This window comes from Streptomyces sp. NPDC034103 (assembly GCF_055575395.1).
On sequence record NZ_JBVISS010000013.1, the window covers coordinates 111,951 to 134,977 of the forward strand.

22 protein-coding genes are annotated in these 23,027 nt (G+C 70.4%); 3 read left to right on the plus strand and 19 right to left on the minus strand.

Features of this window, described 5'->3' with window-relative positions:
- Positions 1–251: 251 nt before the first annotated feature.
- Complete coding sequence (gene bldD, locus ACZ56U_RS28515) at positions 252–752, plus strand: transcriptional regulator BldD (protein ID WP_469086833.1); 501 nt, start codon at positions 252–254, stop codon at positions 750–752.
- A 190-nt stretch (positions 753–942) separates the two neighbouring features.
- On the opposite strand, the gene nusB is transcribed toward bldD, so the two are convergent.
- The 14 genes from nusB to ACZ56U_RS28585 form a co-directional block, all read right to left on the minus strand.
- On the minus strand, positions 943–1,377 hold the full coding sequence (gene nusB / locus ACZ56U_RS28520) for a transcription antitermination factor NusB (RefSeq protein WP_391240858.1): 435 nt from the start codon (positions 1,375–1,377) through the stop codon (positions 943–945).
- Between the two features lie 2 nt (positions 1,378–1,379).
- Positions 1,380–1,946, minus strand: a complete 567-nt coding sequence (gene efp / locus ACZ56U_RS28525) for an elongation factor P (RefSeq protein WP_469086834.1) — start codon at positions 1,944–1,946, stop codon at positions 1,380–1,382.
- Positions 1,947–1,995: 49 nt separating this feature from the next.
- Positions 1,996–3,102 (minus strand): aminopeptidase P family protein, encoded by a 1,107-nt coding sequence (locus tag ACZ56U_RS28530; protein ID WP_469086835.1) that lies wholly within the window; start codon positions 3,100–3,102, stop codon positions 1,996–1,998.
- Positions 3,103–3,212: 110 nt separating this feature from the next.
- A complete protein-coding gene (locus ACZ56U_RS28535) occupies positions 3,213–4,040 on the minus strand; it encodes a Pro-rich N-terminal domain-containing protein (RefSeq protein WP_469086836.1) in 828 nt (275 codons plus the stop codon).
- A gap of 187 nt (positions 4,041–4,227) precedes the next feature.
- On the minus strand, positions 4,228–5,319 hold the full coding sequence (gene aroB / locus ACZ56U_RS28540; protein WP_469086837.1) for a 3-dehydroquinate synthase: 1,092 nt from the start codon (positions 5,317–5,319) through the stop codon (positions 4,228–4,230).
- Positions 5,316–5,828: a shikimate kinase gene (locus ACZ56U_RS28545; protein ID WP_469086838.1), complete on the minus strand. Its 513-nt coding sequence runs from the start codon at positions 5,826–5,828 to the stop codon at positions 5,316–5,318. Before ACZ56U_RS28545 ends, aroB begins: the two co-directional genes overlap by 4 nt.
- Positions 5,825–7,009: a chorismate synthase gene (aroC, locus tag ACZ56U_RS28550; protein WP_469086839.1), complete on the minus strand. Its 1,185-nt coding sequence runs from the start codon at positions 7,007–7,009 to the stop codon at positions 5,825–5,827. The genes ACZ56U_RS28545 and aroC overlap by 4 nt, the downstream gene beginning before the upstream one ends.
- 171 nt (positions 7,010–7,180) lie before the next feature.
- Complete coding sequence (locus ACZ56U_RS28555; RefSeq protein ID WP_469086840.1) at positions 7,181–7,516, minus strand: hypothetical protein; 336 nt, start codon at positions 7,514–7,516, stop codon at positions 7,181–7,183.
- Positions 7,517–7,562: 46 nt separating this feature from the next.
- Positions 7,563–8,402, minus strand: a complete 840-nt coding sequence (locus ACZ56U_RS28560) for a shikimate dehydrogenase (RefSeq protein ID WP_469086841.1) — start codon at positions 8,400–8,402, stop codon at positions 7,563–7,565.
- Positions 8,383–10,083 (minus strand): endolytic transglycosylase MltG, encoded by a 1,701-nt coding sequence (gene mltG, locus ACZ56U_RS28565; protein ID WP_469086842.1) that lies wholly within the window; start codon positions 10,081–10,083, stop codon positions 8,383–8,385. The genes ACZ56U_RS28560 and mltG overlap by 20 nt, the downstream gene beginning before the upstream one ends.
- 122 nt (positions 10,084–10,205) lie before the next feature.
- Complete coding sequence (gene ruvX / locus ACZ56U_RS28570; RefSeq protein ID WP_469086843.1) at positions 10,206–10,670, minus strand: Holliday junction resolvase RuvX; 465 nt, start codon at positions 10,668–10,670, stop codon at positions 10,206–10,208.
- Between the two features lie 2 nt (positions 10,671–10,672).
- Positions 10,673–13,345, minus strand: coding sequence for an alanine--tRNA ligase (gene alaS / locus ACZ56U_RS28575; protein ID WP_469086844.1), 2,673 nt, complete (start codon positions 13,343–13,345; stop codon positions 10,673–10,675).
- Positions 13,345–13,704, minus strand: coding sequence for a hypothetical protein (locus ACZ56U_RS28580; protein WP_469086845.1), 360 nt, complete (start codon positions 13,702–13,704; stop codon positions 13,345–13,347). The genes alaS and ACZ56U_RS28580 overlap by 1 nt, the downstream gene beginning before the upstream one ends.
- Positions 13,705–13,713: 9 nt before the next feature.
- A complete protein-coding gene (locus ACZ56U_RS28585; protein ID WP_469086846.1) occupies positions 13,714–14,193 on the minus strand; it encodes a DUF948 domain-containing protein in 480 nt (159 codons plus the stop codon).
- 127 nt (positions 14,194–14,320) lie between these two features.
- Here ACZ56U_RS28585 and ACZ56U_RS28590 point away from each other — a divergent pair, with 127 nt between their 5' ends.
- Positions 14,321–16,477 (plus strand): ATP-binding protein, encoded by a 2,157-nt coding sequence (locus tag ACZ56U_RS28590; protein ID WP_469086847.1) that lies wholly within the window; start codon positions 14,321–14,323, stop codon positions 16,475–16,477.
- Positions 16,478–16,508: 31 nt separating this feature from the next.
- Here ACZ56U_RS28590 and rpsD read toward each other — a convergent pair whose 3' ends face one another.
- From rpsD to ACZ56U_RS28615, 5 genes are all read right to left on the minus strand, one after another.
- The gene (rpsD, locus tag ACZ56U_RS28595) at positions 16,509–17,123 is read right to left on the minus strand and encodes a 30S ribosomal protein S4 (RefSeq protein ID WP_123987943.1); all 615 of its coding nucleotides are present in this window, start codon (positions 17,121–17,123) and stop codon (positions 16,509–16,511) included.
- Positions 17,124–17,423: 300 nt separating this feature from the next.
- Positions 17,424–18,779 carry a replication-associated recombination protein A gene (locus ACZ56U_RS28600; protein WP_469086848.1) on the minus strand — a complete coding sequence of 452 codons (1,356 nt, stop codon included), beginning with the start codon at positions 18,777–18,779 and terminating at the stop codon, positions 17,424–17,426.
- Positions 18,780–18,835: 56 nt separating this feature from the next.
- Positions 18,836–19,498 carry a vitamin K epoxide reductase family protein gene (locus tag ACZ56U_RS28605; protein WP_469086849.1) on the minus strand — a complete coding sequence of 221 codons (663 nt, stop codon included), beginning with the start codon at positions 19,496–19,498 and terminating at the stop codon, positions 18,836–18,838.
- A 451-nt stretch (positions 19,499–19,949) separates the two neighbouring features.
- Entirely contained in the window at positions 19,950–21,212 is a 1,263-nt protein-coding gene (gene hisS, locus ACZ56U_RS28610) for a histidine--tRNA ligase (RefSeq protein ID WP_469086850.1), read from the minus strand.
- An 11-nt stretch (positions 21,213–21,223) separates the two neighbouring features.
- On the minus strand, positions 21,224–21,943 hold the full coding sequence (locus ACZ56U_RS28615; RefSeq protein ID WP_469086851.1) for an MBL fold metallo-hydrolase: 720 nt from the start codon (positions 21,941–21,943) through the stop codon (positions 21,224–21,226).
- Positions 21,944–22,122: 179 nt separating this feature from the next.
- Between ACZ56U_RS28615 and ACZ56U_RS28620 the strand changes: the two genes are divergently transcribed.
- Entirely contained in the window at positions 22,123–22,941 is an 819-nt protein-coding gene (locus ACZ56U_RS28620) for a peptidylprolyl isomerase (RefSeq protein ID WP_469086852.1), read from the plus strand.
- Positions 22,942–23,027 lie beyond the last annotated feature (86 nt).

Consider the following 23,027-nt stretch of genomic DNA (forward strand, 5'->3'; position numbering starts at 1 on the left):
TGAAACGGACCTCCTTCTCCGCCTCACGGGACGGACCTTAAAGGACGTCGGAATTGCGCCATCCACGGTAGCAGGCCGGAACGGCGCCCCTGATCACCCCCCTGGCCTAATCGGCCACCACAACCACGGAAAAGGCGGTGCGGCTCATTCGGCTTGACGCAGAAGAGTAACGCTGCGTAACCTCACAGTGAGTTACCAGCCGCGCGGCCTGGATCACACCGGCCGCGTCGACACAGTGTCCGGGGAGCTATATGTCCAGCGAATACGCCAAACAGCTCGGGGCCAAGCTCCGGGCCATCCGCACCCAGCAAGGGCTTTCCCTCCACGGTGTCGAGGAGAAGTCCCAGGGACGCTGGAAGGCGGTCGTGGTCGGTTCGTACGAGCGTGGCGACCGTGCCGTGACCGTGCAGCGCCTCGCCGAGTTGGCGGATTTCTACGGCGTTCCCGTCCAGGAACTGCTGCCGGGCACCACGCCGGGCGGTGCCGCCGAGCCGCCGCCGAAGCTGGTCCTGGACCTGGAGCGGCTGGCCCATGTCCCGGCCGAGAAGGCGGGCCCCCTCCAGCGCTATGCGGCGACGATCCAGTCGCAGCGCGGTGACTACAACGGCAAGGTGCTGTCGATCCGCCAGGACGACCTGCGCACACTCGCCGTCATCTACGACCAGTCGCCCTCGGTCCTCACCGAGCAGCTGATCAACTGGGGCGTCCTGGACGCGGACGCTCGTCGCGCGGTCGCCCACGAGGACAGCTGAGCCGCTTCCCGCCTCAGCAGAAACGTGCCGCCGGGGTGGCCGGGACTTCACCGTTCCGGCCACCCCGGCGGCTTTCTGCGGCTCCCGGGAGCCACAGGGGCACCCGGGGCACCGGACATGCCAGAGGGCCCGCAGCAGTCACGCTGCGGGCCCTCTGGCATGTGTCGTACCTCTGGTGGCCTGGCGGCCCTTACGCCTCGTCCCGGCGCAAGGACGGCTTCAGGTCCTTGAAACGGCCCAGCAGGCCGTTCACGAACGCCGGCGACTCGTCGGTGGAGAACTCCTTCGCCAGCTGCACGATCTCGTCCAGCACGACGGCGTCCGGGGTCGCGTCGACCCAGATCAGCTCGTAGGCGCCGAGACGCAGCAGGTTGCGGTCCACGACCGGCATCCGGTCGAGCGTCCAGCCGACGGAGTACTGCGCGATCAGCTCGTCGATGCGCCGCGCGTGCTCCGCGTAGCCCTCGACCAGCTGCATCGTGTACTCGCTCACCGGCGGCTGCCGGGTGTCTCCCCGGGAGAGCCGGATCCAGTCCGCGAGGACCGTCTGAACGTCGACGCCGCGCTGGTCGCCCTCGAAGAGGATCTGGAAGGCGCGCTTGCGGGCCGTGTTGCGGGCAGCCACGGTTAGCTGTTCACCCGGCCGAGGTAGTCGCTCGTACGCGTGTCGACCTTGATCTTCTCACCGGTGGTGATGAAGAGCGGCACCTGGATCTGGTGGCCGGTCTCCAGGGTGGCGGGCTTGGTGCCACCCGTGGAGCGGTCGCCCTGGACACCCGGCTCGGTCTCCTGGATGGTCAGCTCGACGGCGGCCGGCAGCTCGACGAAGAGCACCTCGCCCTCGTGCTGCGCGACCGTGGCGGTGAAGCCCTCGATCAGGAAGTTGGCGGCGTCGCCGACGGCCTTGCGGTCGACCATGAGCTGGTCGTAGGTCTCCATGTCCATGAAGACGAAGTAGTCGCCGTCCATGTAGGAGAACTGCATGTCGCGCTTGTCAATCGTGGCCGTCTCGACCTTGACGCCGGCGTTGAAGGTCTTGTCGACGACCTTGCCGGACAGCACGTTCTTGAGCTTGGTGCGCACGAATGCCGGGCCCTTGCCGGGCTTGACGTGCTGGAACTCGACGACGGACCAGAGCTGGCCGCCTTCGAGCTTGAGCACCAGGCCGTTCTTGAGGTCGTTCGTGGAAGCCACGGTTGCGGAATCTCCTGGACTGACGTGGACGACCCCGGCGCACGCACTCCTACAGCGCGAGCAGCTCCTTGGTCGTGATGGTGAGTAGCTCGGGTCCGCCGTCCGCCTCGGGGCGTACGACGAGCGTGTCATCGATCCGGACGCCGCCCCGACCCGGGAGGTGGACCCCCGGTTCGACGGTGACCGGCACGCAAGCGTCCAGTTTACCCATGGCCGCGGGGGCCAACTGCGGGTCCTCGTCGATTTCGAGTCCCACGCCATGTCCGGTCAGCGCCAGAAGGCCCTCCGCGTGCCCCGCGGAAGCCAGCACCTGCCGTGCGGCATGGTCCACGTCACGGTACGCGGCCCCTGGTGCGAGGGCCTCCCGCCCGGCGCGCTGGGCGGCGAAGACCAGGTCGTACAGCTCGATCTGCCAGTCGGCCGGTGAGGTCCCGATCACGAACGTACGACCGATCTCACAGCGGTAGCCGCGATATGTCGCCCCCAGACACACGGAGAGGAAGTCGCCCTCCTCCACCCGGCGGTCGGTGGGGCGGTGCGCCCGCCGGCCGGCGTTGGGGCCGGTGGCGACGGAGGTGGGGAAGGCGGGACCGTCGGCGCCGTGGTCCACCAGGCGCCGCTCCAGTTCGAGGGCGAGGTGGCGTTCGGTGCGGCCGACGAGGATGGACTCCAGCAGCTCCCCCAGCGCCTGGTCGGCGATCTCGGCGCCGATGCGCAGGCAGGAGATCTCCTCCTCGTCCTTGACGACCCTGAGCTGCTCGACGGCTCCGCCGAGGTCGGCGAGGCGGATCCTCGGGGCGACCGAACGCAGCGCCCGGTGCCGGGCCACGGTGAGGTGGTGCTCCTCCACGGCGAGCGAGTCCACGCCCTGGATCACCGCGAGGTCGGCGGCCGCGACGGCGGCGTCACCGCGTGACCCGGGCAGGGTCTGCAGGCGCAGTGCCTCGTCGGGGCGGCCCTCACCGGCACGGTCGTCGGGCGGATCGGCACACAGCAGGACGTCCTCGGTCGTGCCGAGCAGCAGGACGGAGCCCTGGGGGGCGGCGCCCGCGAGGTAGCGGACGTTGGCGGGGCGGGAGATCAGCGCGGAGGTCGTGCCGACCGCGTTGCAGCGTTCCCTGAGTCTGGTGCGGCGGGCCGCATGGACCTCTGACATGTCTCGAGCGTAGGAGCTCCGCAGGTGGGGCGCCGTTCGAGAGAGGCCGAGTGGGGCAGGGGGCCTTGTCGACCGCGGGAACACGGGGGCCGGTCGCGCCCTTTCGGGCGCTACCAGCTGGGTGGACTGGCGAGAGAACGTGCCAGGACGTCGTCCAAAACCTGGGCCGTCTGCGGTACGTCCAGCTGGGAGTTGTCGATGATCGGCAGGCCCGAGCCGTACCAGCCCGCCATCCGGCCGTGGATCCGCGCGACCTCCTCGTCCGAGAGGCGGCGGTTGCCCGAGCGTTCGGCGTTGCGCTCCAGGACGATCTCCAGGCCCGGCAGCAGGACGACGGGCAGCAGGCCCGGTCCGACATGGCGCTTCCAGCCGCCCAGCCCCACGACCGGACGGTCGGGGAAGACCGCGTCGTCGAGGATGCAGGAGATGCCGTTGGCGAGGAAGTTGCGGGCGGCGAAGCCGCAGGTGCGGCGGGCCAGGCGGTACTGGGCCTCGGAGTGGTCGTTCCAGCCGGACTGCGGGTCGGCGAAGCCCGAGCGGACCCATTCGCGTACGTCGTCGAGGCTGATGTGGGCGGTGGGCACCCGGCGGTGGTCCGCCCAGTACTTGGCGACGCTCGTCTTGCCGGCGCCCGCCGGGCCGATGAGCAGGACCGCGAGGGTGGTGCCGGCGGGGTCGGCCGCGGCCGGGGCGGGTGGGGTCACGGGGGCGCCGACCGGGACGCCGGGGGGCAGCGGCACATGGCCGGTGGTGTCCGGGGCCGGGGAGGCCGGTGGGGCCGGGGGCGGCGGCGAGAAGCCCGGTGCCGGGGGCGGTGGGGGCACCGGGGCGGACCCCTGGTGCGCTCCCGGGTGCTGTGCGGCCGGCGACCAGCCGACGGCCGGTCCGTGCCCCGGCTGATGGGGCGGCGGCAGCGGAGAACCCACTGCGTGCTGCATCCGGTGCCACTCCGTCTCGTTCTACTGGCTCGGCTCACTCGCCGCAGGCAATTGGCGCCGGCAGCGGAGTACGCGCCCCGCTGCCTACCGAACGGTACCGTCCCCGGCCGCCGTATGGTGAACGGCCGGGGACGGCCCTAAGTGCCCGTGCCCGCACGGCACATCGGACGGATGATCTTCGGCGGTACTACTCGCCCACTTCTCCGTACGCGGCGAGCAGCACCGCCGGGTCCGGGCCCTCCAGGACGGTGGGCTTGGCCAGCCCGTCGAGGACGATGAAGCGCAGCAGGTCACCGCGGGACTTCTTGTCGACCTTCATGGTCTCCAGCAGCTTGGGCCACTGGTCGTAACGGTAGTGCAGGGGCAGCCCGACGGACTCCAGGACCGTACGGTGACGGTCGGCCGTCGCGTCGTCCAACCGGCCGGCGACACGGCCGAGTTCGGCGGCGAAGTGCATGCCCACGGCGACCGCTGCGCCGTGCCGCCACTGGTACCGCTCGTTCTTCTCGATGGCGTGGGCGAGCGTGTGACCGTAGTTGAGGATCTCGCGCAGACCGGACTCCTTCAGGTCCGCGGAGACGACCTCGGCCTTGACCCGGATGGCCCGCTCGATGAGCTCGGAGGTGTGCGGCCCCGCCGGGGTGCGCGCGGACTGCGGGTCGGACTCGATGAGGTCCAGGATCACCGGGTCGGCGATGAAACCGGCCTTGATGATCTCGGCGAGACCGGAGACGTAGTCGTTGACCGGCAGCGACTCCAGCGCGGCCAGGTCGCACAGCACACCGGCCGGCGGGTGGAAGGCGCCGACGAGGTTCTTGCCCTCGGCGGTGTTGATGCCGGTCTTGCCGCCGACGGCCGCGTCGACCATGGCGAGCACGGTCGTCGGAATGGCGATCCAGCGCACCCCGCGCAGCCAGGTCGCGGCGACGAAACCGGCCAGGTCGGTGGTGGCGCCGCCGCCGACGCCGACGACGACGTCGGAACGGGTGAAGTTCGACTGCCCGAGGGCCTTCCAGCAGTAGGCGGCGACCTCGGCGGTCTTCGCCTCCTCGGCGTTGGGCACCTGGATGGCGATCGCCTCGAAGCCCTGCTCGGCGAGGTCGGCGCGCAGCGCCTCACCGGTCTCGGCGAGCGCCTCGGGGTGGATCACGGCCACCCGCTTGGCCTTGGCGCCGACCAACCCGCCGAGCTCACCCAGGAGTTGACGGCCCACCAGGACCTCGTACGGCTCGCTGCCCGCGGTGCCGCCGACCTGGATCCGCGTCACTGCCTCACTCATGCCTGCTTCAACTCCAGTGCGTCCAGGGCCGCTTCGGTGACTTCTTCGGGGGTACGGCCGTCGGTGGCGACGACCGCCGTGGCGATCTGCTCGTACAGGTGGCGGCGGGCCTCCATCAACTCGCGCCACTGCTTGCGCGGGTTGACCGCGAGCAGGGGGCGGGCGGCGTTGAGACCGGTGCGCTTGACCGCCTCCTCGACGTCCATCGAGAGATAGACGACGTCCAGTCCGACGAGCGCCGCGCGCGTGCCGTCGTCGAGGATCGCGCCGCCGCCGAGGGCGAGGACGCCTCCGTGCTCGGTCAGCGCCCGCAGCACCGCCTGCTTCTCGATCGCGCGGAAGGCCGCCTCGCCCTCGTCGACGAAGATGTCGGCGATGGCCCGGCCCTGCTCGGCGACGATGTCGTCGTCGGTGTCCCGGTAGCCGACCCCGAGGCGCTCGGCGAGCAGCTGTCCGACGGTGGACTTGCCCACGCCCATCGGGCCGACGAGGACGACCACGGGGCTCATCGGATGGCCAGGTTCTCGAGGTACGAGCGGACGTTCCGGCGGGTCTCGGGCACCGAGTCGCCGCCGAACTTCTCCGCCACCGCGTCCGCGAGGACCAGGGCGACCATGGCCTCGGCGACGATGCCGGCGGCCGGCACCGCGGAGACGTCGGAGCGCTGGTGGTGAGCCTGCGCCGCCTCACCGGTGGCGACGTCCACGGTCTGCAGGGCGCGCGGCACGGTCGCGATCGGCTTCATCGCGGCACGGACCCGCAGCAGCTCGCCGGTGGACAGACCACCCTCGGTGCCGCCCGCGCGGCCGGAGACCCGGCGGATGCCCTCGGGCGTACTGACGATCTCGTCGTGCGCCTTGGAGCCCGGCACCCGCGCGAGTTCGAACCCGTCGCCGAGCTCGACGCCCTTGATCGCCTGGATGCCCATGAGCGCACCGGCGAGCCGGGCGTCCAGCTTGCGGTCCCAGTGGACGTGGGAGCCGAGGCCCACGGGAACGCCGTAGGCCAGGATCTCGACCACGCCACCGAGGGTGTCACCGTCCTTGTGGGCCTGGTCGACCTCGGCCACCATCGCCTTCGAGGCGTCGGCGTCCAGGCAGCGCAGCGGGTCGGCGTCCAGCTTCTCGACGTCGGCCGGCGTCGGGTACACCCCGGCCGGGGCCTTCACCGAGCACAGCTCCACGACATGGCTGACGATCTCGATGCCGGCCGTCTCCTTGAGGTAGGACCGGGCGACGGCGCCGAGCGCCACCCGGGCCGCGGTCTCCCGCGCGGAGGCGCGCTCCAGGATGGGACGTGCCTCGTCGAAGCCGTACTTCTGCATGCCCGCGAGGTCGGCGTGCCCGGGGCGCGGACGGGTCAGGGGCGCGTTGCGGGCGAGACCGGCGAGGACGTCCGGGTCGATGGGGTCGGCCGCCATGACCTGCTCCCACTTCGGCCACTCGGTGTTGCCCACCATGATCGCGACCGGGGAACCCAGCGTGAGACCGTGCCGGACGCCGCCGAGGAAGGTGACCTGGTCCTGCTCGAACTTCATCCGGGCACCGCGCCCGTAACCGAGCCGGCGCCGGGCCAGGTGGTCCGCCACCATCTCCGTGGTGATCGGCACGCCGGCCGGAAGGCCCTCCAGCGTCGCCACGAGTGCGGGGCCGTGGGACTCCCCCGCGGTCAGCCAGCGCAACCTGCTCAACGGTGCTCCTCAGTGCTCGCGCCCTCGTACTGCCCTGCGTACGCGCGTCCTCGCGTACGGCATCGGCGCGACCAGGTGCGCGGCCCCGGCCCGCCACCTTCGATCCTCCCATGTCCGGCACACTGCGCCCGCCGCTGGTCCATCAGGCGGACGCGTGGCGACCACGGCGGCTCAGACGGAGCCGTTGCCCTGCTGGTTCGGCGGCGCGTAGGCCCCCAGGAAGTCGGCCCCGCTCTGCCGCGGCTGGGCCGGCGCCTGCTGCGGCGCGTAGGCCCCGAGGTAGTCGGCGCCGCTCCCCTGTCCGTACTGTGCCGCCGCGTGGATCGGCCGCCCGTTGCGCACGGCGCGCCAGTAGTCGATCTTGCGCTTGAGCTTCAGCCCCCAGGAGACGAGCACCGCGAGCACGACCAGGGCGAGCACCGTGATCTGCACCCAGTCGGGCATGAACTTCAGCACTGCCTCGAATATCTCGCTCTTGCCGGATGCCAGCTGCATGCCTGCGGACACGTCGAATCTCCCCTCCGGTTCCGCCCCCTGCGGAACCCGGAGGATCCTAGCGGGCGGCCAGCGCCTGCTCGCCCGCTTTTCTCATGGCCGCCAGCGGGGCCCGGGGCGCCCCCGTCATCTGCTCCACCTGGAGGACCGCCTGGTGCACCAGCAGGTCGAGTCCGCTGACGACGGCTCCGCCGAACATGGACCAGCGGGCCGCGAGTTCGGTGGGCCACGGCTCGTAGAGCACGTCGAAGAGGGTGGCGGGCCGCTCGGGCACGGCCGCGGCCAGGGCATCCGTCGTACCGGCCGGGGTGGTGGCGATCACCAGGGGCCGGTGCAGCGCGTCCGCCGCGTCCGCCCAGTCCGCCGTGCGCACCTCGACGTCGAGGCGCTCGCCCCACTGCCGCATCTCGGCGGCCCGGGCCTCGCTGCGGACGTGGACGACGATCTCGCCGGTGCAGACGCGGGCCAGCGCGGCCAGCGCGGACGACGCGGTGGCGCCGGCGCCGAGGATCGCGGCGGAGTCGACCTGCTCGATGCCGTGCTCCCGCAGGGCGGCGACCATCCCGGGGATGTCGGTGTTGTCGCCGACGCGGCGGCCGTCCTCGGTGAGGACGACGGTGTTGACCGCCTCGACGGAGGCGGCCGTCTCGGTGATCTCGTCGAGCAGCGGGATGACCGCCCGCTTCAGCGGCATGGTCAGCGACAGTCCCGCCCACTCCGGTCCGAGCCCGGCGAGGAACCCGGGCAGCGCGGCCTCGTCGACCTCGAACCGGTCGTACGACCAGCCGGTGAGCCCCAGTTCCTCGTACGCGGCGCGGTGCAGCACCGGGGAGAGGGAGTGGGCGATGGGGGAACCGAGCACGGCTGCCCGGCGGGCGTCAGTTGCCCCTGCTCTCATTGAACTTGTCCTTGAGCTTGTTGAACTCGGCCAGCGTCTTGGCGAACTCGGTCGTGTTCACACCGTCGGTCGCCACGAAGTAGTACCAGCCGTCGTGGGTCGGGTTCAGCACCGACTCCATCGCCTCGTCACCCGGGTTGTCGATGGGACCCGGCGGCAGACCCTTGTGCTTGTACGTGTTGTACGGGTCCTGGTTCTCCTTGACCTCCGACTCGGTGACGTCGATGTTGCTCTCGTTCTTCAGGTAGTTGTACGTCGAGTCGAACTGCAGGGCGCCGTAGGTCTCCGGGTTGGCGGGGTCGAGGCGGTTGTAGACCACCTCCGCCATCTTGCGGTAGTCCTCGGCGGTCTTGCCCTCGGCCTGGACGAGGCTCGCGACCGTGACGATCTGGAGCGGGTTGTCCAGCTTGAGCGCCTCGGCCTTGGCCTCCAGGTCGAGCGAGGCGTACTTGCTCGCGGCCCGGCCGACCATCTCCTTCAGGACCGTCTCGGGCTTCATGCCCTTGGCGGCGCCGTAGGTCCCCGGGTAGAGGAAGCCCTCCAGCGGGTCCTTGATGTCGTCGTTGCTGTCCGCCCAGTCGGGCAGACCGAGGCTCTTGTACTTCGCCTCGGCGACCTTCTTGGTGGTACCGGAGGAGAGGTCGAGCTGCTTGTCGATGGCCTTGTAGACGGACAGATTGCGCTCGCCCGGCTTGACGAGCACGTTGTTCTGGCTCTTCGGATCGAGCATCAGGTCGACGGCGCTCTCGGCCGACATCTCCTTGTTCAGGAGATAGGTGCCCGCCTGGATCTGGCCCGCCTTCTTGTTCTGCGTGAACGCGGCCACGAACGCGTCGACGCTCTTGACGACGCCCGCCAGTTCCAGACGCCTGCCCATCTCCGTCCCGTTGGCGCCCTTCGGGATCGTGATGACCACCCGCTCGCCGGTGCCGTCACCCGCGTAGTCCGGGGCGGGGGCGAAACGATCCTGGTAGAACTGGTAGCCGAAGTAGCCGACGCCGCCGATCCCGCCGCCGAACACCAGCAGGACCACCAGACAGGCGTAGCCACTGCGCCGCTTCTTGGGCTTCTTGCCGCCGCGCCCCCTGCGGTCGCCCCGGCCGCCCGAGGCACCGGGGTCGTCGGTGCCGTCCTCGTCGCCGTCCCCGCCGCCCGCGAAGAAGGCGTGTTCGCCCTGGTCGGGGCCGGGGTCCCAGTCCGTCTGCTGCGGCTCCGGCTCGGTGCGCCGACGGCTCGGCGGCTCCGGCGGCGGGTACGCGTCAGGGGTGCCGTAGTAGTCGGGCTGCTCCCCCGTGCCGTACGCGGCGGCCTGCTGACCGTAGGGGTCCGAGGGGTCGGTGTACGGGACCTGCGTGGGCGCCCAGCCGTTGTTGTCGTACTGGTTCTGGTCGTCGTACTGCTGGTGCTGCTGCGGGACGTACTGCTGCTGGTCGTAGCTCTGCTGCGGGTCGTACTGCTGCTGGTACTGCTGCTGCGCCTGGCCTTGGTCGGCCTGCCGGCCGGTGCCCCAGTCGCCGTACTCGGACTGCTGCGGCTCTTGCGGATAGTGCTGCGGCTGGCCGCCGTAGGCAGCCTGCTGACCCGTAGGGTCCTGCTGCCCTTCCCATCCGCCGTCCCCGTAGTACGGGTCCTGCGGATGCCACGGTTCGGAACCTTCCTGGCCCCGGCCATACTCAGTCATCGATCCCCTAGAGCCGCGAGGCGGCGGTCGCGCGGCTTGTCGCTCGGCATCCTGACCGCCTCTCTCTGTGCGGCACCTGTTCGAACAGCGCCGCAGTCGCGCGGAACGTTACCGTATCGCGATCAGATGACCACTTCGACGCTCTCGCCGGGTGCTTTACCTGACACCCGTTCGGATTCGAGTGCCTGCTGGAGGATGATCACAGCGGCGGCCTGGTCGATGACGGAGCGGCCCTTCTTGGACTTCACCCCGGAGGCGCGCAGTCCCTGGCTGGCGGTGACCGTGGTCATCCGCTCGTCCAGCAGACGGACCGGGACAGGGGCGATGCCCTTGGCCAGTTCCTGGGCGAAGCCTCTGACCTTGACCGCGGCCGGGCCCTCGCCCCCCTTGAGGGAGCGAGGGAGACCGACCACGACCTCGATCGGCTCGTACTCCTCGACGATCTGCCTCAGCCGGCGGTGGGCGGCCGGGACGTCCCGGCCCGGGACCGTCTCCACCGGGGTGGCGAGGATCCCGTCGGGGTCGCACGAGGCGACCCCGATCCGGGCGTCCCCGACGTCGATCGCGAGCCGACGTCCCCTGCGCATCGTCACTTCGCGGTGTCCGTGACCAGCCGTTCGACGGCCTCGACGGCCTCGCCGATCGCTGCCGGGTTCTGGCCGCCGCCCTGGGCGACGTCCGGCTTGCCGCCACCGCCGCCACCGAGGGTCTTCGCGGCCGCGCGGACCAGCTCGCCGGCCTTGAGACCGCGCTCGCGGGCGGCCTCGTTGGTGGCGATGACCGTCAGCGGCTTGCCGTTGACCGTGGTGAACAGCGCCACGACCGCGGCCCGGCCGCCCTGGATGCGGCCGCGTACGTCGAGGACCAGCTTGCGCAGGTCGTCGGCGGTGGTGCCGTCCGGGACCTGCCCGGTGACGACGGCGATCCCGCGGACGTCCTTGGCGGACTCGGCGAGACCGGCGGCGGCCTGGAGCACCTTCTCCGCGCGGAACTTCTCGATCTCCTTCTCGGCGTCCTTCAGCTTGCCGAGCATGGCGGAGACCTTCTCAGGGAGCTCCTCCGGGCGGCCCTTGATCAGCTCCTGGAGCTGGGCGACGACCGTGTGCTCACGGGCGAGGAAGTTGTAGGCGTCGACACCGACGAGCGCCTCGATACGGCGGACCCCGGAGCCGATCGACGACTCGCCGAGCAGCTTGACCAGGCCGAGCTGTGCGGTGTTGTGGACGTGCGTGCCGCCGCACAGCTCCTTGGAGAAGTCGCCGATGGTGACCACGCGGACGCGCTCGCCGTACTTCTCGCCGAACTCGGCGATGGCGCCCTGCTTCTTGGCCTCGTCGATGCCCATGACATCGGCGCGGACGTCGAGGTCGCGGGCGAGCACCTCGTTGATCTTCTGCTCGACGTCGGTCATCACGGCCGTGGGAACGGCGGACGGGGAACCGAAGTCGAAGCGGAAGCGGCCGGGCTGGTTCTCGGAACCGGCCTGGGCGGCCGTCGGGCCGAGCGCGTCCCGCAGGGCCTGGTGGGTCAGGTGGGTGGCCGAGTGGGCGCGGGCGATGGCGGTACGGCGGCGGGCGTCGATCGAGGCGTGCGCCTTGGCACCGACGGTGACCTCGCCGAACTGCACGACACCCTTGTGGACGTAGACGCCCGGGACCGGCTTCTGGCAGTCGCGCACCTCGATGACGGCACCGGAGTCGACCTTGATGCGGCCGGTGTCGCCGATCTGGCCGCCGCCCTCGGCGTAGAACGGGGTCCGGTCGAGGACGATCTCGACCTCGTCGCCCTCGGTGGCGGCCGGGGAGGAGGCGCCGTCGACGAGGATGCCCACGATCGTGGACTCACCCTCGGTGTCGCTGTAGCCGATGAACTCGGTCTCGCCGGTCTTGTCGGCGATCTCGCGGTAGGCACCGGCACCGGCGTGGCCGGTCTTCTTGGCCTGGGCGTCGGCCTTGGCCCGGTCCCGCTGCTCCTTCATCAGGCGGCGGAAGCCGTCCTCGTCCACGGACAGCCCCTGCTCGGCGGCCATCTCCAGGGTGAGGTCGATCGGGAAGCCCCAGGTGTCGTGGAGCAGGAACGCCTTGTCGCCGGACAGGACCGTGCCACCGGCCTGCTTGGTCTCGGTGACGGCGGTGTCGAGGATGTTCGTGCCGCCCTTGAGGGCCTTGAGGAACGCGTTCTCCTCGGCCACGGCGACCTTCTCGATGCGCTCGCGGTCGGTGACCAGCTCGGGGTACTGCCGGCCCATCATGGCGATCACGGTGTCGATCAGGTCCTTGACGACCGGACCGGTGGCGCCGAGGAGGCGCATGTTGCGGATGGCGCGGCGCATGATGCGGCGCAGGACGTAACCGCGGCCCTCGTTGCCGGGGGTGACACCGTCGCCGATGAGCATCACGGAGGTGCGCATGTGGTCGGTGACGACGCGCAGGGAGACGTCCGAGTCGTGGGCGTCGCCGTACGCGACACCGGTCAGCTCGGTGGCCTTCTTGATGACGGCCATGGAGGTGTCGATCTCGTACATGTTCTGCACGCCCTGCAGGATCATCGCCAGGCGCTCGAGTCCGAGGCCGGTGTCGATGTTCTTGCTGGGGAGCTCGCCGAGGATCTCGAAGTTGTCCTTGCCGATGCCCTCACCGCGCTCGTACTGCATGAAGACGAGGTTCCAGATCTCCACGTACCGCTCGTCGTTGACGGCGGGGCCGCCCTCGACGCCGAACTCGGGACCGCGGTCGTAGTTGATCTCGGAACAGGGGCCACAGGGTCCGGGGACGCCCATGGACCAGTAGTTGTCCTTCATGCCGAGGCGCTGGATGCGCTCCTTCGGCACGCCGACGACCTCGTGCCAGATGCGCTCGGCCTCGTCGTCCTCCAGGTACACGGTGATCCAGAGCTTCTCCGGCTCCAGGCCGTAACCACCCTTGTCCTGGGGCGTGGTGAGCAGCTCCCAGGCGTACTTGATGGCGCCTTCCTTGAAGTAGTCGCCGAAGGAGAAGTTGCCGCACATCTGGAAGAACGTGCCGTGCCGGGTGGTCTTGCCGACCTCTTCGATGTCGGGGGTGCGCACGCACTTCTGCACGCTGGTGGCGCGCGCCCACGGCGGCTTGACCTCACCGAGGAAGTACGGCTTGAAGGGCACCATGCCGGCGGGGACCAGGAGCAGAGTCGGGTCGTCCGCGATGAGCGACGCCGAAGGGACGACGGTGTGACCGCGCTCCTCGTAGAAGCTCAGCCAGCGGCGGCGAATCTCGGCCGACTCCATCAGTGGTCCTCATTCCGGTTGTGCGAGTACGTCTGGTACGTCGATCCCTCGACGTACTTCGGGTGGTTGCGGTTCTCGATGGCGGTGTGCCGCCGGGACGCGGGGAGTTCGGGGTCGACGGGGGCGTTCAGCCCGAGCGCGTCGCCGAGCTCCTCCTCCCGCTGGGCCATGTTGTCGCGGACGTCGAGCGCGAAGCCCACCGCGCGGTCCTTGATGCGGTGACCGGCCTCGATGGCCTTGTTCGCCGCGGTGGCGGCGAGGCTCTCGGGGGTCAGCTGCCTCAGCTTGCGGTTGACCTTGGTGGTGGCCCACACACCGGCGGCGACGCCCGTGCTGAACCAGAAGGTACGGCGGAACATCGCTTGGTCTCAGTCCTTCTTCCGCTTGCTCCGTCGTGACGCCGGGACGGTACGGCCCACGATCACGGTACGCCGGGGTGCCTTGGGGGGCACGTCGTCCTTGCGGCCGCTGATCGCCTGACGCACGCCGTACCCGAAGGCCGCGACCTTGACGAGGGGACCGCCGAAGGTGGAGGCGACGGTGGTGGACAGCGCGGAGGCGTTGGAGGTGACCTCCTGGACGTCCGAGGCGATCGCGTCGACCCGGTCGATCTGGGTCTGCGCGGAGCGGACCGCCGAGGAGGCGTCCGCCAGGAGCGGTACGGCCTGGTCGGTCACGTCCGCCACCAGTTTGGTGGTCGCCCTGAGCGTCTGGGCCAGCCTCGCCAGCGCTACGGCGAGGAAGGACACCAGGATCGCCCAGAAGACCGCCACCAGGATCCCGGCCACCTCGCCACCGGACACCGCGCACCCGCTCCCGTATACGTGTCTGACATCTTTTCGAACCATGAAAACCCAGTAGGCCGAGCCTATCGCGCCGCGGGTGCGGCTCCGTACCGGATTGCCGCCGTCGCGCGGGCCGAGTTGCGGGAAGCGATTGTACGGAGTGAACACGGTTCAGTACGCTCCGTGTTCCATGCGTGACCATCGGCTCTGCGACGGCAATCTGCCCCTCGAACTGGACGCGTTCGTGGGCCGCTCGGCCGAACTCGCGGAACTGTCCCGGCTCCTGGAGAGCTCGCGGCTGGTGACCGTGACCGGGGCCGGTGGCATCGGCAAGTCCCGGCTGGCGGCACGGGCGGCGGCGCGCGAGGGCACCTGGCGGGTCGAGCTGGCAGCGGTGCGCGATCCGGAGGTGGTGGACTTCGCGGTCGTGGAGGCGCTGGGGCTCACGGACCACACCACACGGCCGCCGCGCGAGATCCTGCTCGCCCATCTCGCCGAGCGCGGGCCCGGGCGTCAACTCCTGCTGCTGCTGGACGGGTTCGAGCATCTCGTGGAGGCGTGCGCGGAGCTGGTCGCCGACCTGCTCCGGAAGGCGCCCGGCCTGCGGGTGCTCGCGGTGGGCCGCAGGCCGCTGTCCGTGGCGGGCGAGCGGGTGTTCACGCTCGGCCCGCTGGCGCAGGACGAGGCCGTGGAACTCTTCCTGTCACGGGCGGTCGGGACAGAGGTGGCCGGGTCGGAGGCGGTCGCCGCCACCGATCCCGCGGTGCCGGAACTGTGCCGGCGCCTGGACGGCATCCCGCTCGCGGTCGAACTGGCCGCCGGGCGGCTGCGGGCCCTGTCCCCCGGGCAGCTGCTGGAGCGGCTCGACGACCGGTTCCGGCTGCTGGCCGGCGGTGGGCGGGACACCCTGTCCCGGCATCGCACGCTGCGTACGGCGATCGGCTGGAGCCATGAGCTGTGCACGCCCGAGGAGCGGCTGCTGTGGTCGCGTCTGTCGGTGTTCGCCGGACCCTTCGACCTGGAGGCCGCGGAGTACGTCTGCAGCGGCGACGGGCTGGCCGAGCAGGACGTCCTCGACGTGCTGACGGAACTGCTCGCGCAGTCCGTGGTAGCGCGGGAGGAGTCCGCGACGGGGGTGCGCTACCGGATGCTGGACACGGTCCGGGCCTACGGCGCCGACTGGCTGGAGGCGAGCGGCGACGCGGCCCGGCTGCGACGGCGGCACCGCGACTGGTACCTGGGCCTGGCCACCTGGTGCGAGTTGGACTGGTTCTCACCGCGCCAGGCCGAGATCGCCGCACGCGTCGAGGCGGAACTGCCCAATCTGCGCTCCGCCCTGGATCACTGCCTGTCCGACCCGGACGAGGCACACCTGGGCCAGTACCTCGCCGGTTCCCTCTGGTTCTACTGGGCCGGCTGCGGACGGCTGTCGGAGGGCCGGCACTGGCTGGAGCAGGCCGTGCGGCTGGAGTCCGACAACGAGCTGTCGCGGCTGAAGGCCCTGTGGGTGCTGGGTTACGTGGCGATCCTCCAGGGCGACACGGTGCCCGCGCTCGCCGCGCTCCAGGAGTGCCGTCGGGAGGCGGAGCGGTCGGCGAACCCCATGGCGGTGGCCTACGCCGAGCACCGCACCGGGTGTCTGGCCCTGGTCACGGACGACATGCCCCGCGCGGAGACACTGCTGCGCTCGTCGCTGGAGCGCTACCGGGAGATCGGCGAGCTCAACAGCAACGTGCTGATGGGCCAGGTGGAGCTGGCGATGGCCCGGGCCTTCCAGGGCGATCTGCCGGAGGCGGTCAAACTCTGCGAGGACGTCCGGCAGGTCTGCGAGGACCACGGGGAGCGCTGGGCCAGGTCGTACGCGCTGTACGTGCTCGCGTACGCGGCCTGGAGCGAGGGCGATCCGACGGCGGCCCGCGCACTGCTGACCGACTGTCTCGGCGCCGCCCACTCCTTCCACGACCTGCTCGGCACGGTCCTGACGATCGAGCTGCTGGCCCTGGTCACGGCGGTGCAGGGCGACCCGGCGGAGGCGGCGGTCCTCCAGGGCGCGGCGGCCGCGATGTGGCCCTCGGTCGGTCTGCCGCTGTTCGGCTCCGCCTACTACAACGCCCCGCACGAACGGTGCGAGGCGACGGCCCGGGAGCGGCTGGGCGACGAGCGGTACGAGGGGTGCGTACGGGAGGGCGGACGGCTGGGCCGGAAGGCCGCGGTGGCCCGGGCACTGGGGCGGCCCGTGGCGGCGCTGCCCGCGCCGCGCGGACCGGCCCGGCACGCCCGGGGCGCCGTGGCCCAGCACGAACCCGCCGCCTCGCCCACCCGGAAGGGCGGGGAGACGGCGGGCTGAGGTGGTGCGTGTGCTACGCCCCGGCTGGTGATCAGCGGGCGTAGTACTCGACGACGAGCTGCTCGTCGCAGATCACCGGGATCTCCTTGCGGTTCGGCTCGCGGTCCAGGCGGAAGGCCAGGGCGCGGAGGTTCACCTGGAGGTAGCGCGGGGTCTCGCCGTCGGGGGCGAAGCCGCCCTCGCGGGCGATGGAGAAGAGGGTCTTCTCGCGGCTGCGCTCGCGGACCATCACGACGTCGTCGGGACGGACGCGGAAGGACGGCTTGTCGACCTTCTGGCCGTTGACCTCGATGTGGCCGTGGACGACCATCTGACGGGCCTGGTAGATCGTGCGGGCGATGCCCGAACGCAGGACCAGCGCGTCGAGACGGCGCTCGAGCTCGATGATCAGGGCCTCACCGGTCTTGCCCTGGACCTTGGAGGCGCGCTCGTAGGCGCGGACGAGCTGACGCTCGGAGACGTCGTACTGCGCGCGCAGACGCTGCTTCTCGAGCAGACGGACCTTGTAGTCCGAGTTCTGCTTGCGGCCACGGCCGTGCTCACCCGGGGGGTAGGGACGGGCCTCGAAGTACTTGACGGCCTTCGGGGTCAGCGCGATGCCGAGGGCACGCGACTTCTTGACCTTGGGGCGGGACTGGTTCGCCACAATCTCTCATTTCTCAGTGTTCGGCTTGTCAGAGTTGAGGGAGGTCGCATCCGCAGCCGGGGAAACCCGCCGGGTCCACTGGGGACCCGTCAGGCAGCCGCTCCCTGGTCTGGGCACAACGTGCAGCACGCGAGTGGCCCACCGACCGGTTCCGTCGTACGACGGATGGTGGTGGGCTGCCCGCGACACCATTCGAACGGTGCGCGACGCTCCTGGAGTCGGTCCGAGAACCGGATCTCCGGCTGACCGTCCCGTTCTGACTGCACGGGACACAGCACTTCGAGGGATTCTACAGGGCGCTCAGGACCGCTTGCGACCGAGGTGCTTCCTGGTCCACTCCACCGCGTCCGCGTACCGGGCCTCGGCTCCGTGCCGGGACGGCTCGTAGTACGCGCGGTCCTTGATCGCGTCCGGGGCGTACTGCTGCTCGGCGATGCCCTCGGGCAGGTCGTGCGGGTAGACGTACCCCTGGGCGTGGCCGAGCTTGGCGGCGCCCTTGTAGTGCCCGTCGCGCAGGTGCGGGGGCACCGGTCCGGCCAGGCCCTTGCGGACGTCCTCCATGGCGGCGCCGATCGCCATGGTCGCGGAGTTGGACTTGGGGGCCAGGGCGAGGGCGATGGTGGCGTGGCTCAGCGTCAGCGCGGCCTCGGGGAAGCCGATCATGGCGACGGCCTGGGCCGCGGCGACGGCGATGGGCAGGGCGTTGGGGTCGGCGAGGCCGATGTCCTCGCTGGCGGAGATCATCAGGCGCCGGGCGATGAAGCGGGGGTCCTCGCCGGCCTCGATCATGCGGGCCAGGTAGTGCAGGGCGGCGTCGACGTCCGAGCCGCGGATGGACTTGATGAGGGCGCTGGCGACGTCGTAGTGCTGGTCGCCGTCGCGGTCGTACTTCACGGCCGCGCGGTCGACCGTCTCCTCCAGCGTGGTGAGGGAGAGCTCCGCCTCGCCCTTGTCCAGCGCGGCCCCGGCGCCGGCCTCCAGGGCGGTCAGGGCGCGGCGGGCGTCACCGCCGGCGATCCGCAGGAGGTGGTCCTCGGCGTCCTCGCTGAGGGCGACGGCGTCCTTCAGCCCTCGCTCGTCGCTCAGGGCCCGCCTCAACAGCGCCCTGACGTCGTCGTCGGTGAGGGGTTCGAGGGTCAGCAGCAGGGAGCGGGAGAGCAGCGGGGAGATGATCGAGAAGTACGGGTTCTCGGTGGTCGCCGCGATCAGCGTGACCCAGCGGTTCTCGACGGCCGGGAGCAGGGAGTCCTGCTGGGCCTTGCTGAAGCGGTGGATCTCGTCGAGGAAGAGGACGGTCTCCTTGCCGTAGCCGCCGGTGGCGCGGCGGGCGCCGTCGATGACCGCGCGGACCTCCTTGACGCCCGCGGTGATCGCCGACAGCTCGACGAAGCGCTTGTTGGTGGCCTTGGAGACGACGTAGGCCAGGGTCGTCTTGCCGGTGCCGGGCGGGCCCCACAGGATCACCGAGGACGGTCCCGCCGGGCCGCCGGCGCCCTCGCCGACCAGGCGGCGCAGGGGCGAGCCGGGCTTGAGCAGGTGCTGCTGGCCCACCACCTCGTCGAGGGTGCGCGGGCGCATGCGGACCGCCAGGGGACTCCCGGCGGGGTCCTTCTCCTGGCGTTCTTCTGCGGCTGCGGTGAACAGATCGGGCTCCACTCTCAAAACCCTAATTCACCGCACTGACAATCCCGCCAGACCCCGGGAAAGCCCGGTCAGCTGGTCCAGAAGTCCCACCAGCGGGTCAGGATCAGCATGCCGATGATGCCGATGTGCAGAACGGGCAGCACCCAGGTGAACTCGCCGAAGAAGCTCTTCAGCCAGCGCGGGGCGGGCAGGAAGCCGTTGCGCACGTTGAACGAGGTCACGTACCAGAACATGATGATCGTCGCGACCCAGGCCAGGGAGCACCACAGGCACAGCGCGTTGATCCGGTACAGGGACTGGAACATCAGCCAGGCGCAGAACGAGACGCCGAAGAGGGTGCCGGCGTTGAAGGTCAGCCAGTACCAGCGCGGGTAGCGGGCCCGGGCGAGCAGGCTCACGCCGACGCAGACGACGATGCCGTAGGCGACGAGGCCGAGCATCGGGTTGGGGAAGCCGAAGGCGGCGGCCTGCTTGGACTCCATGACGCTGCCGCAGGAGACCACGGGGTTGAGGCTGCAGCCGGGGGTGTAGGACGTGCCCGCGACCTTGGCCTCGAGCAGCTTGAACTTGTCGATCGTGATGACCCACGCGGCGAGCAGACCGGCCGCGCCGGTGATCACCAGCAGCAGGGCGAGGGCACGGCTGCCGCCCACCGCGCGCGGTGCGCCGTCCGTGCCCGCCGACGAAGGCTCGGGCTCGGTGGAGACGTCTTTGACTGTGGTCTTGCTCATCACGCCGATTCCGTCTGCTTGAGAGTTGGACCTTCTTCGGGCACCGGCCATTGTGCCGCACACGGGGCCCTGTCCACCGTTCGATGGACATAAGGAAGGACGCTCGGTCGCCTCTGGGCGAGCGGTTCGGGCCGACGCGCGCGGTGGCCGTACGGGGCGACGCGAGCAGTCGAGGGCAGCGGCATGTACGGGGCGTTCGCCCTGCTGGGCGCAGTGCGTGGAGACCCCCCCCGGGCCAACCGGAGCCCTCGGCCCGGCCCCCGAGGCGGGCACACGCGCGTGCCGCTCACGTGTCGGAATCCCCTGACAGGAGGAATCGACGCCCACCGAGTTGACGGTTCGTGAAACCGATCGACATGTGGCCGGGCGACGGCCACCCGAGGCAATGGCGAAGGCGCCGGACACCACGTACGGCATCCGGCGCCTCCCGGGTGGAGCTACAACCGCGGCACTAGCCGAGGCGGGACTCCAGCTCGGCCACGATCTCGTTGACGCCGATCGCCGTCTGCTCGCCGGACTCCATGTCCTTGAGCTGGACGACGCCCTCGGCGAGGTCGCGCTCGCCGGCGACGACCGTGTAGCGGGCGCCGCTGCGGTTGGCGTTCTTCATGGCGCCCTTGAGGCCCTTGGCGCCGTAGGAGAAGTCCGCCGCGATGCCCTGCTTGCGCAGCTCGCCCACCTTGGCGAACAGCACCCGGCGGGCCTCCTCGCCGAGCGGGACCGCGAACACGCTGGTCGCGGAGGGGAGTTCGAGCTCCACGCCCTCCGCCTCCAGGGCGAGGACCGTGCGGTCGACGCCGAGCGCCCAGCCGACGGACGGCAGCGCGGGGCCGCCGATCATCTCGGACAGGCCGTCGTAGCGACCGCCGCCGCCCACCGCGGACTGGGAGCCCAGGCCGTCGTGGACGAACTCGAAGGTCGTACGGGTGTAGTAGTCCAGGCCGCGCACCAGCTTGGGGTCGTCCTCGAAGGCCACGCCCGCCGCGGTGATCAGCTCACGGACCTCCTCGTGGTACGCCTTGCAGGCGTCGCACAGGTAGTCACGCAGCAGCGGGGCGTCGCCCAACTGCTTCTGCACGTCCGGACGCTTGTCGTCGAGCACGCGCAGCGGGTTGATCTCCGCGCGGCGCAGCGTCTCCTCGTCGAGGTCCAGGCCGCGCAGGAAGGTCTGCAGCGCCTCCCGGTAGACCGGACGGCACTCCTTGTCGCCCAGGCTGTTGAGGAGGATGCGGAAGTCCCTGAGCCCCAGCGAGCGGTACGCCTGGTCGGCCAGGATGATCAACTCGGCGTCCAGCGCCGGGTCCTCGGCACCGATCGCCTCGGCACCGACCTGCGAGAAGTGCCGGTAGCGGCCCTTCTGCGGGCGCTCGTAGCGGTAGTAGGAACCGGAGTACCAGAGCTTGACGGGGAGGTTGCCCGCCTTGTGCAGGTTGGCCTCCAGCGCCGCACGCAGCACCGACGCCGTGCCCTCGGGACGCAGGGCGAGCCGGTCGCCGCCCTTGGTCTCGAAGGCGTACATCTCCTTCGTGACGATGTCGGTGGATTCACCCACCCCGCGTGCGAAGAGCTCCACGCTCTCGAAGCCGGGCGTCTCGATGTAGCCGTAGCCGGAGTTGCGCAGCGGGGCGGCGATCGCCTCGCGGACCGCCAGGAACTTCGCGCTGTCCGGCGGGATGAGGTCGTACGTGCCCTTGGGGGCCTTGAAGGTGCTCACGGAAAGTCTCGTCACATTCCTCGTCGGGGAGCGTCGACATGCGCGCTGTGATCCTGGCGGCCTGCGGCCACTTGCCGCAGGTACGGGTTGGTGGCGCGCTCACGGCCGATGGTCGTGTGCTCGTTGTGGCCGGGCAGCACCACGGTCGAGTCGTCGAGCGGGAGGACCACACGGGCCAGGGACTCGAGCATGTCGTCCATGGAGCCACCGGGGAAATCGGTGCGTCCGATGGAGCCGGCGAACAGCAGGTCGCCCGAGAACAGGATCGGCGGGATGTCCGCCGCCTCGGGCAGGCCGAAGGTCACCGACCCCCTGGTATGGCCCGGCGCGTGCGCGACGGACAGCTCCAGTCCCGCCAGCTCCAGCTTCACGCCGTCGGTCAGCTCCTTGACGTCGGCCGGCTCCCCCACGGTCAGCTCGCCCATGAGCGGCATGCCGAGGGAACGGCCGAGCGCCTTCTCCGGGTCGCTCATCATGAAGCGGTCCTCGGGGTGGATCCACGCGGGCACGTCGTGCGCGCCGCACACCGGGACGACCGAGGCCACATGGTCGATGTGGCCATGGGTGAGGACGACGGCGACGGGCTTGAGCCGATGCTTCTTCAGCGCCTCTTCGACTCCCTGGGCGGCCTGATGGCCCGGGTCGATGATCACGCACTCCTCACCGGCGGCGGGGGCGACGAGATAACAGTTCGTCCCCCAGGCCCCGGCGGGGAACCCGGCAATGAGCACGATCGTCCTTCGTTGTGTCGATAAGGGTGGGCTTGAAAAGGGCTGCGCCTGTGGTCAGAGCCTACCGGCGCTGCCGTTTCCTCAGCGAACCCATATACGGTACGGGGCACACGCAGGCGGTCGGCTCAGTAGACGCACGCGTCCCAGCAGGCGTACGAGACGCATGAGGAGAGAATCCGGTGGTCACCCAGGAACAGCGGAAGCGGCAGCTCGCCCGGGAGAAGTTTCTGCGGCAGCAGCAGCGACGCACGGCCGCGCGACGCAAGGCCCGCATGCGCAACTCCGTGATCGCGTCGGTACTCGGCGTGATCCTGGTGGGCAGCCTGGCGCTGTACACGACGGACGTCCTCAAGGGCGACGACGACAAGTCGAACGCGGCGGCCGAGGCCAAGGACTCCACGACGCCCAGCGCGGTCGCGGACCCGTGCGAGAAGCCGGCCGAGGGCAAGCCCAGGACAGCGACCTGGAAGAAGGAGCCGTCCCTGACGATCGACAAGTCGGCGACGTACACGATGAAGCTGGCGACGACGTGCGGTGACATAGACATCGCGCTGAAGACGAAGGCGGCCCCGCACACCGTCAACTCCTTCGACTTCCTCGCGTCCAAGGGCTACTTCGACCACACCAAGTGCCACCGGCTCACCACCAACGGCATCTACGTCCTGCAGTGCGGCGACCCGACGGGCAGCGGCAGCGGTGGTCCCGGCTACACCATCCCGGACGAGAACCTGAAGGACAAAAGCCTGAAGAAGAACATCTATCCGGCGGGCACGGTCGCCATGGCCAACACCGGCCAGAAGCACACCGGCGGCAGCCAGTTCTTCCTCGTGTACCAGGACAGTCAGCTGCCGCCGAGCTACACACCGTTCGGCACCGTTTCCGATTCCGGTATGACGGTCCTGAAGAAGATCGCCGCCGCGGGTGAGAGCACCGGAGCGGGTGACGGGGCGCCCAACGCGACGGTCGTGATCAACAAGGCGACCGTCACCAAATCCTGACCGCCAACTGCGTAATTTCGGTCGCGCGGGATGCGGACAGGCAACCCGCCGGTCGCCTATGTTGGCCGTGACGAAACTGTGGACGA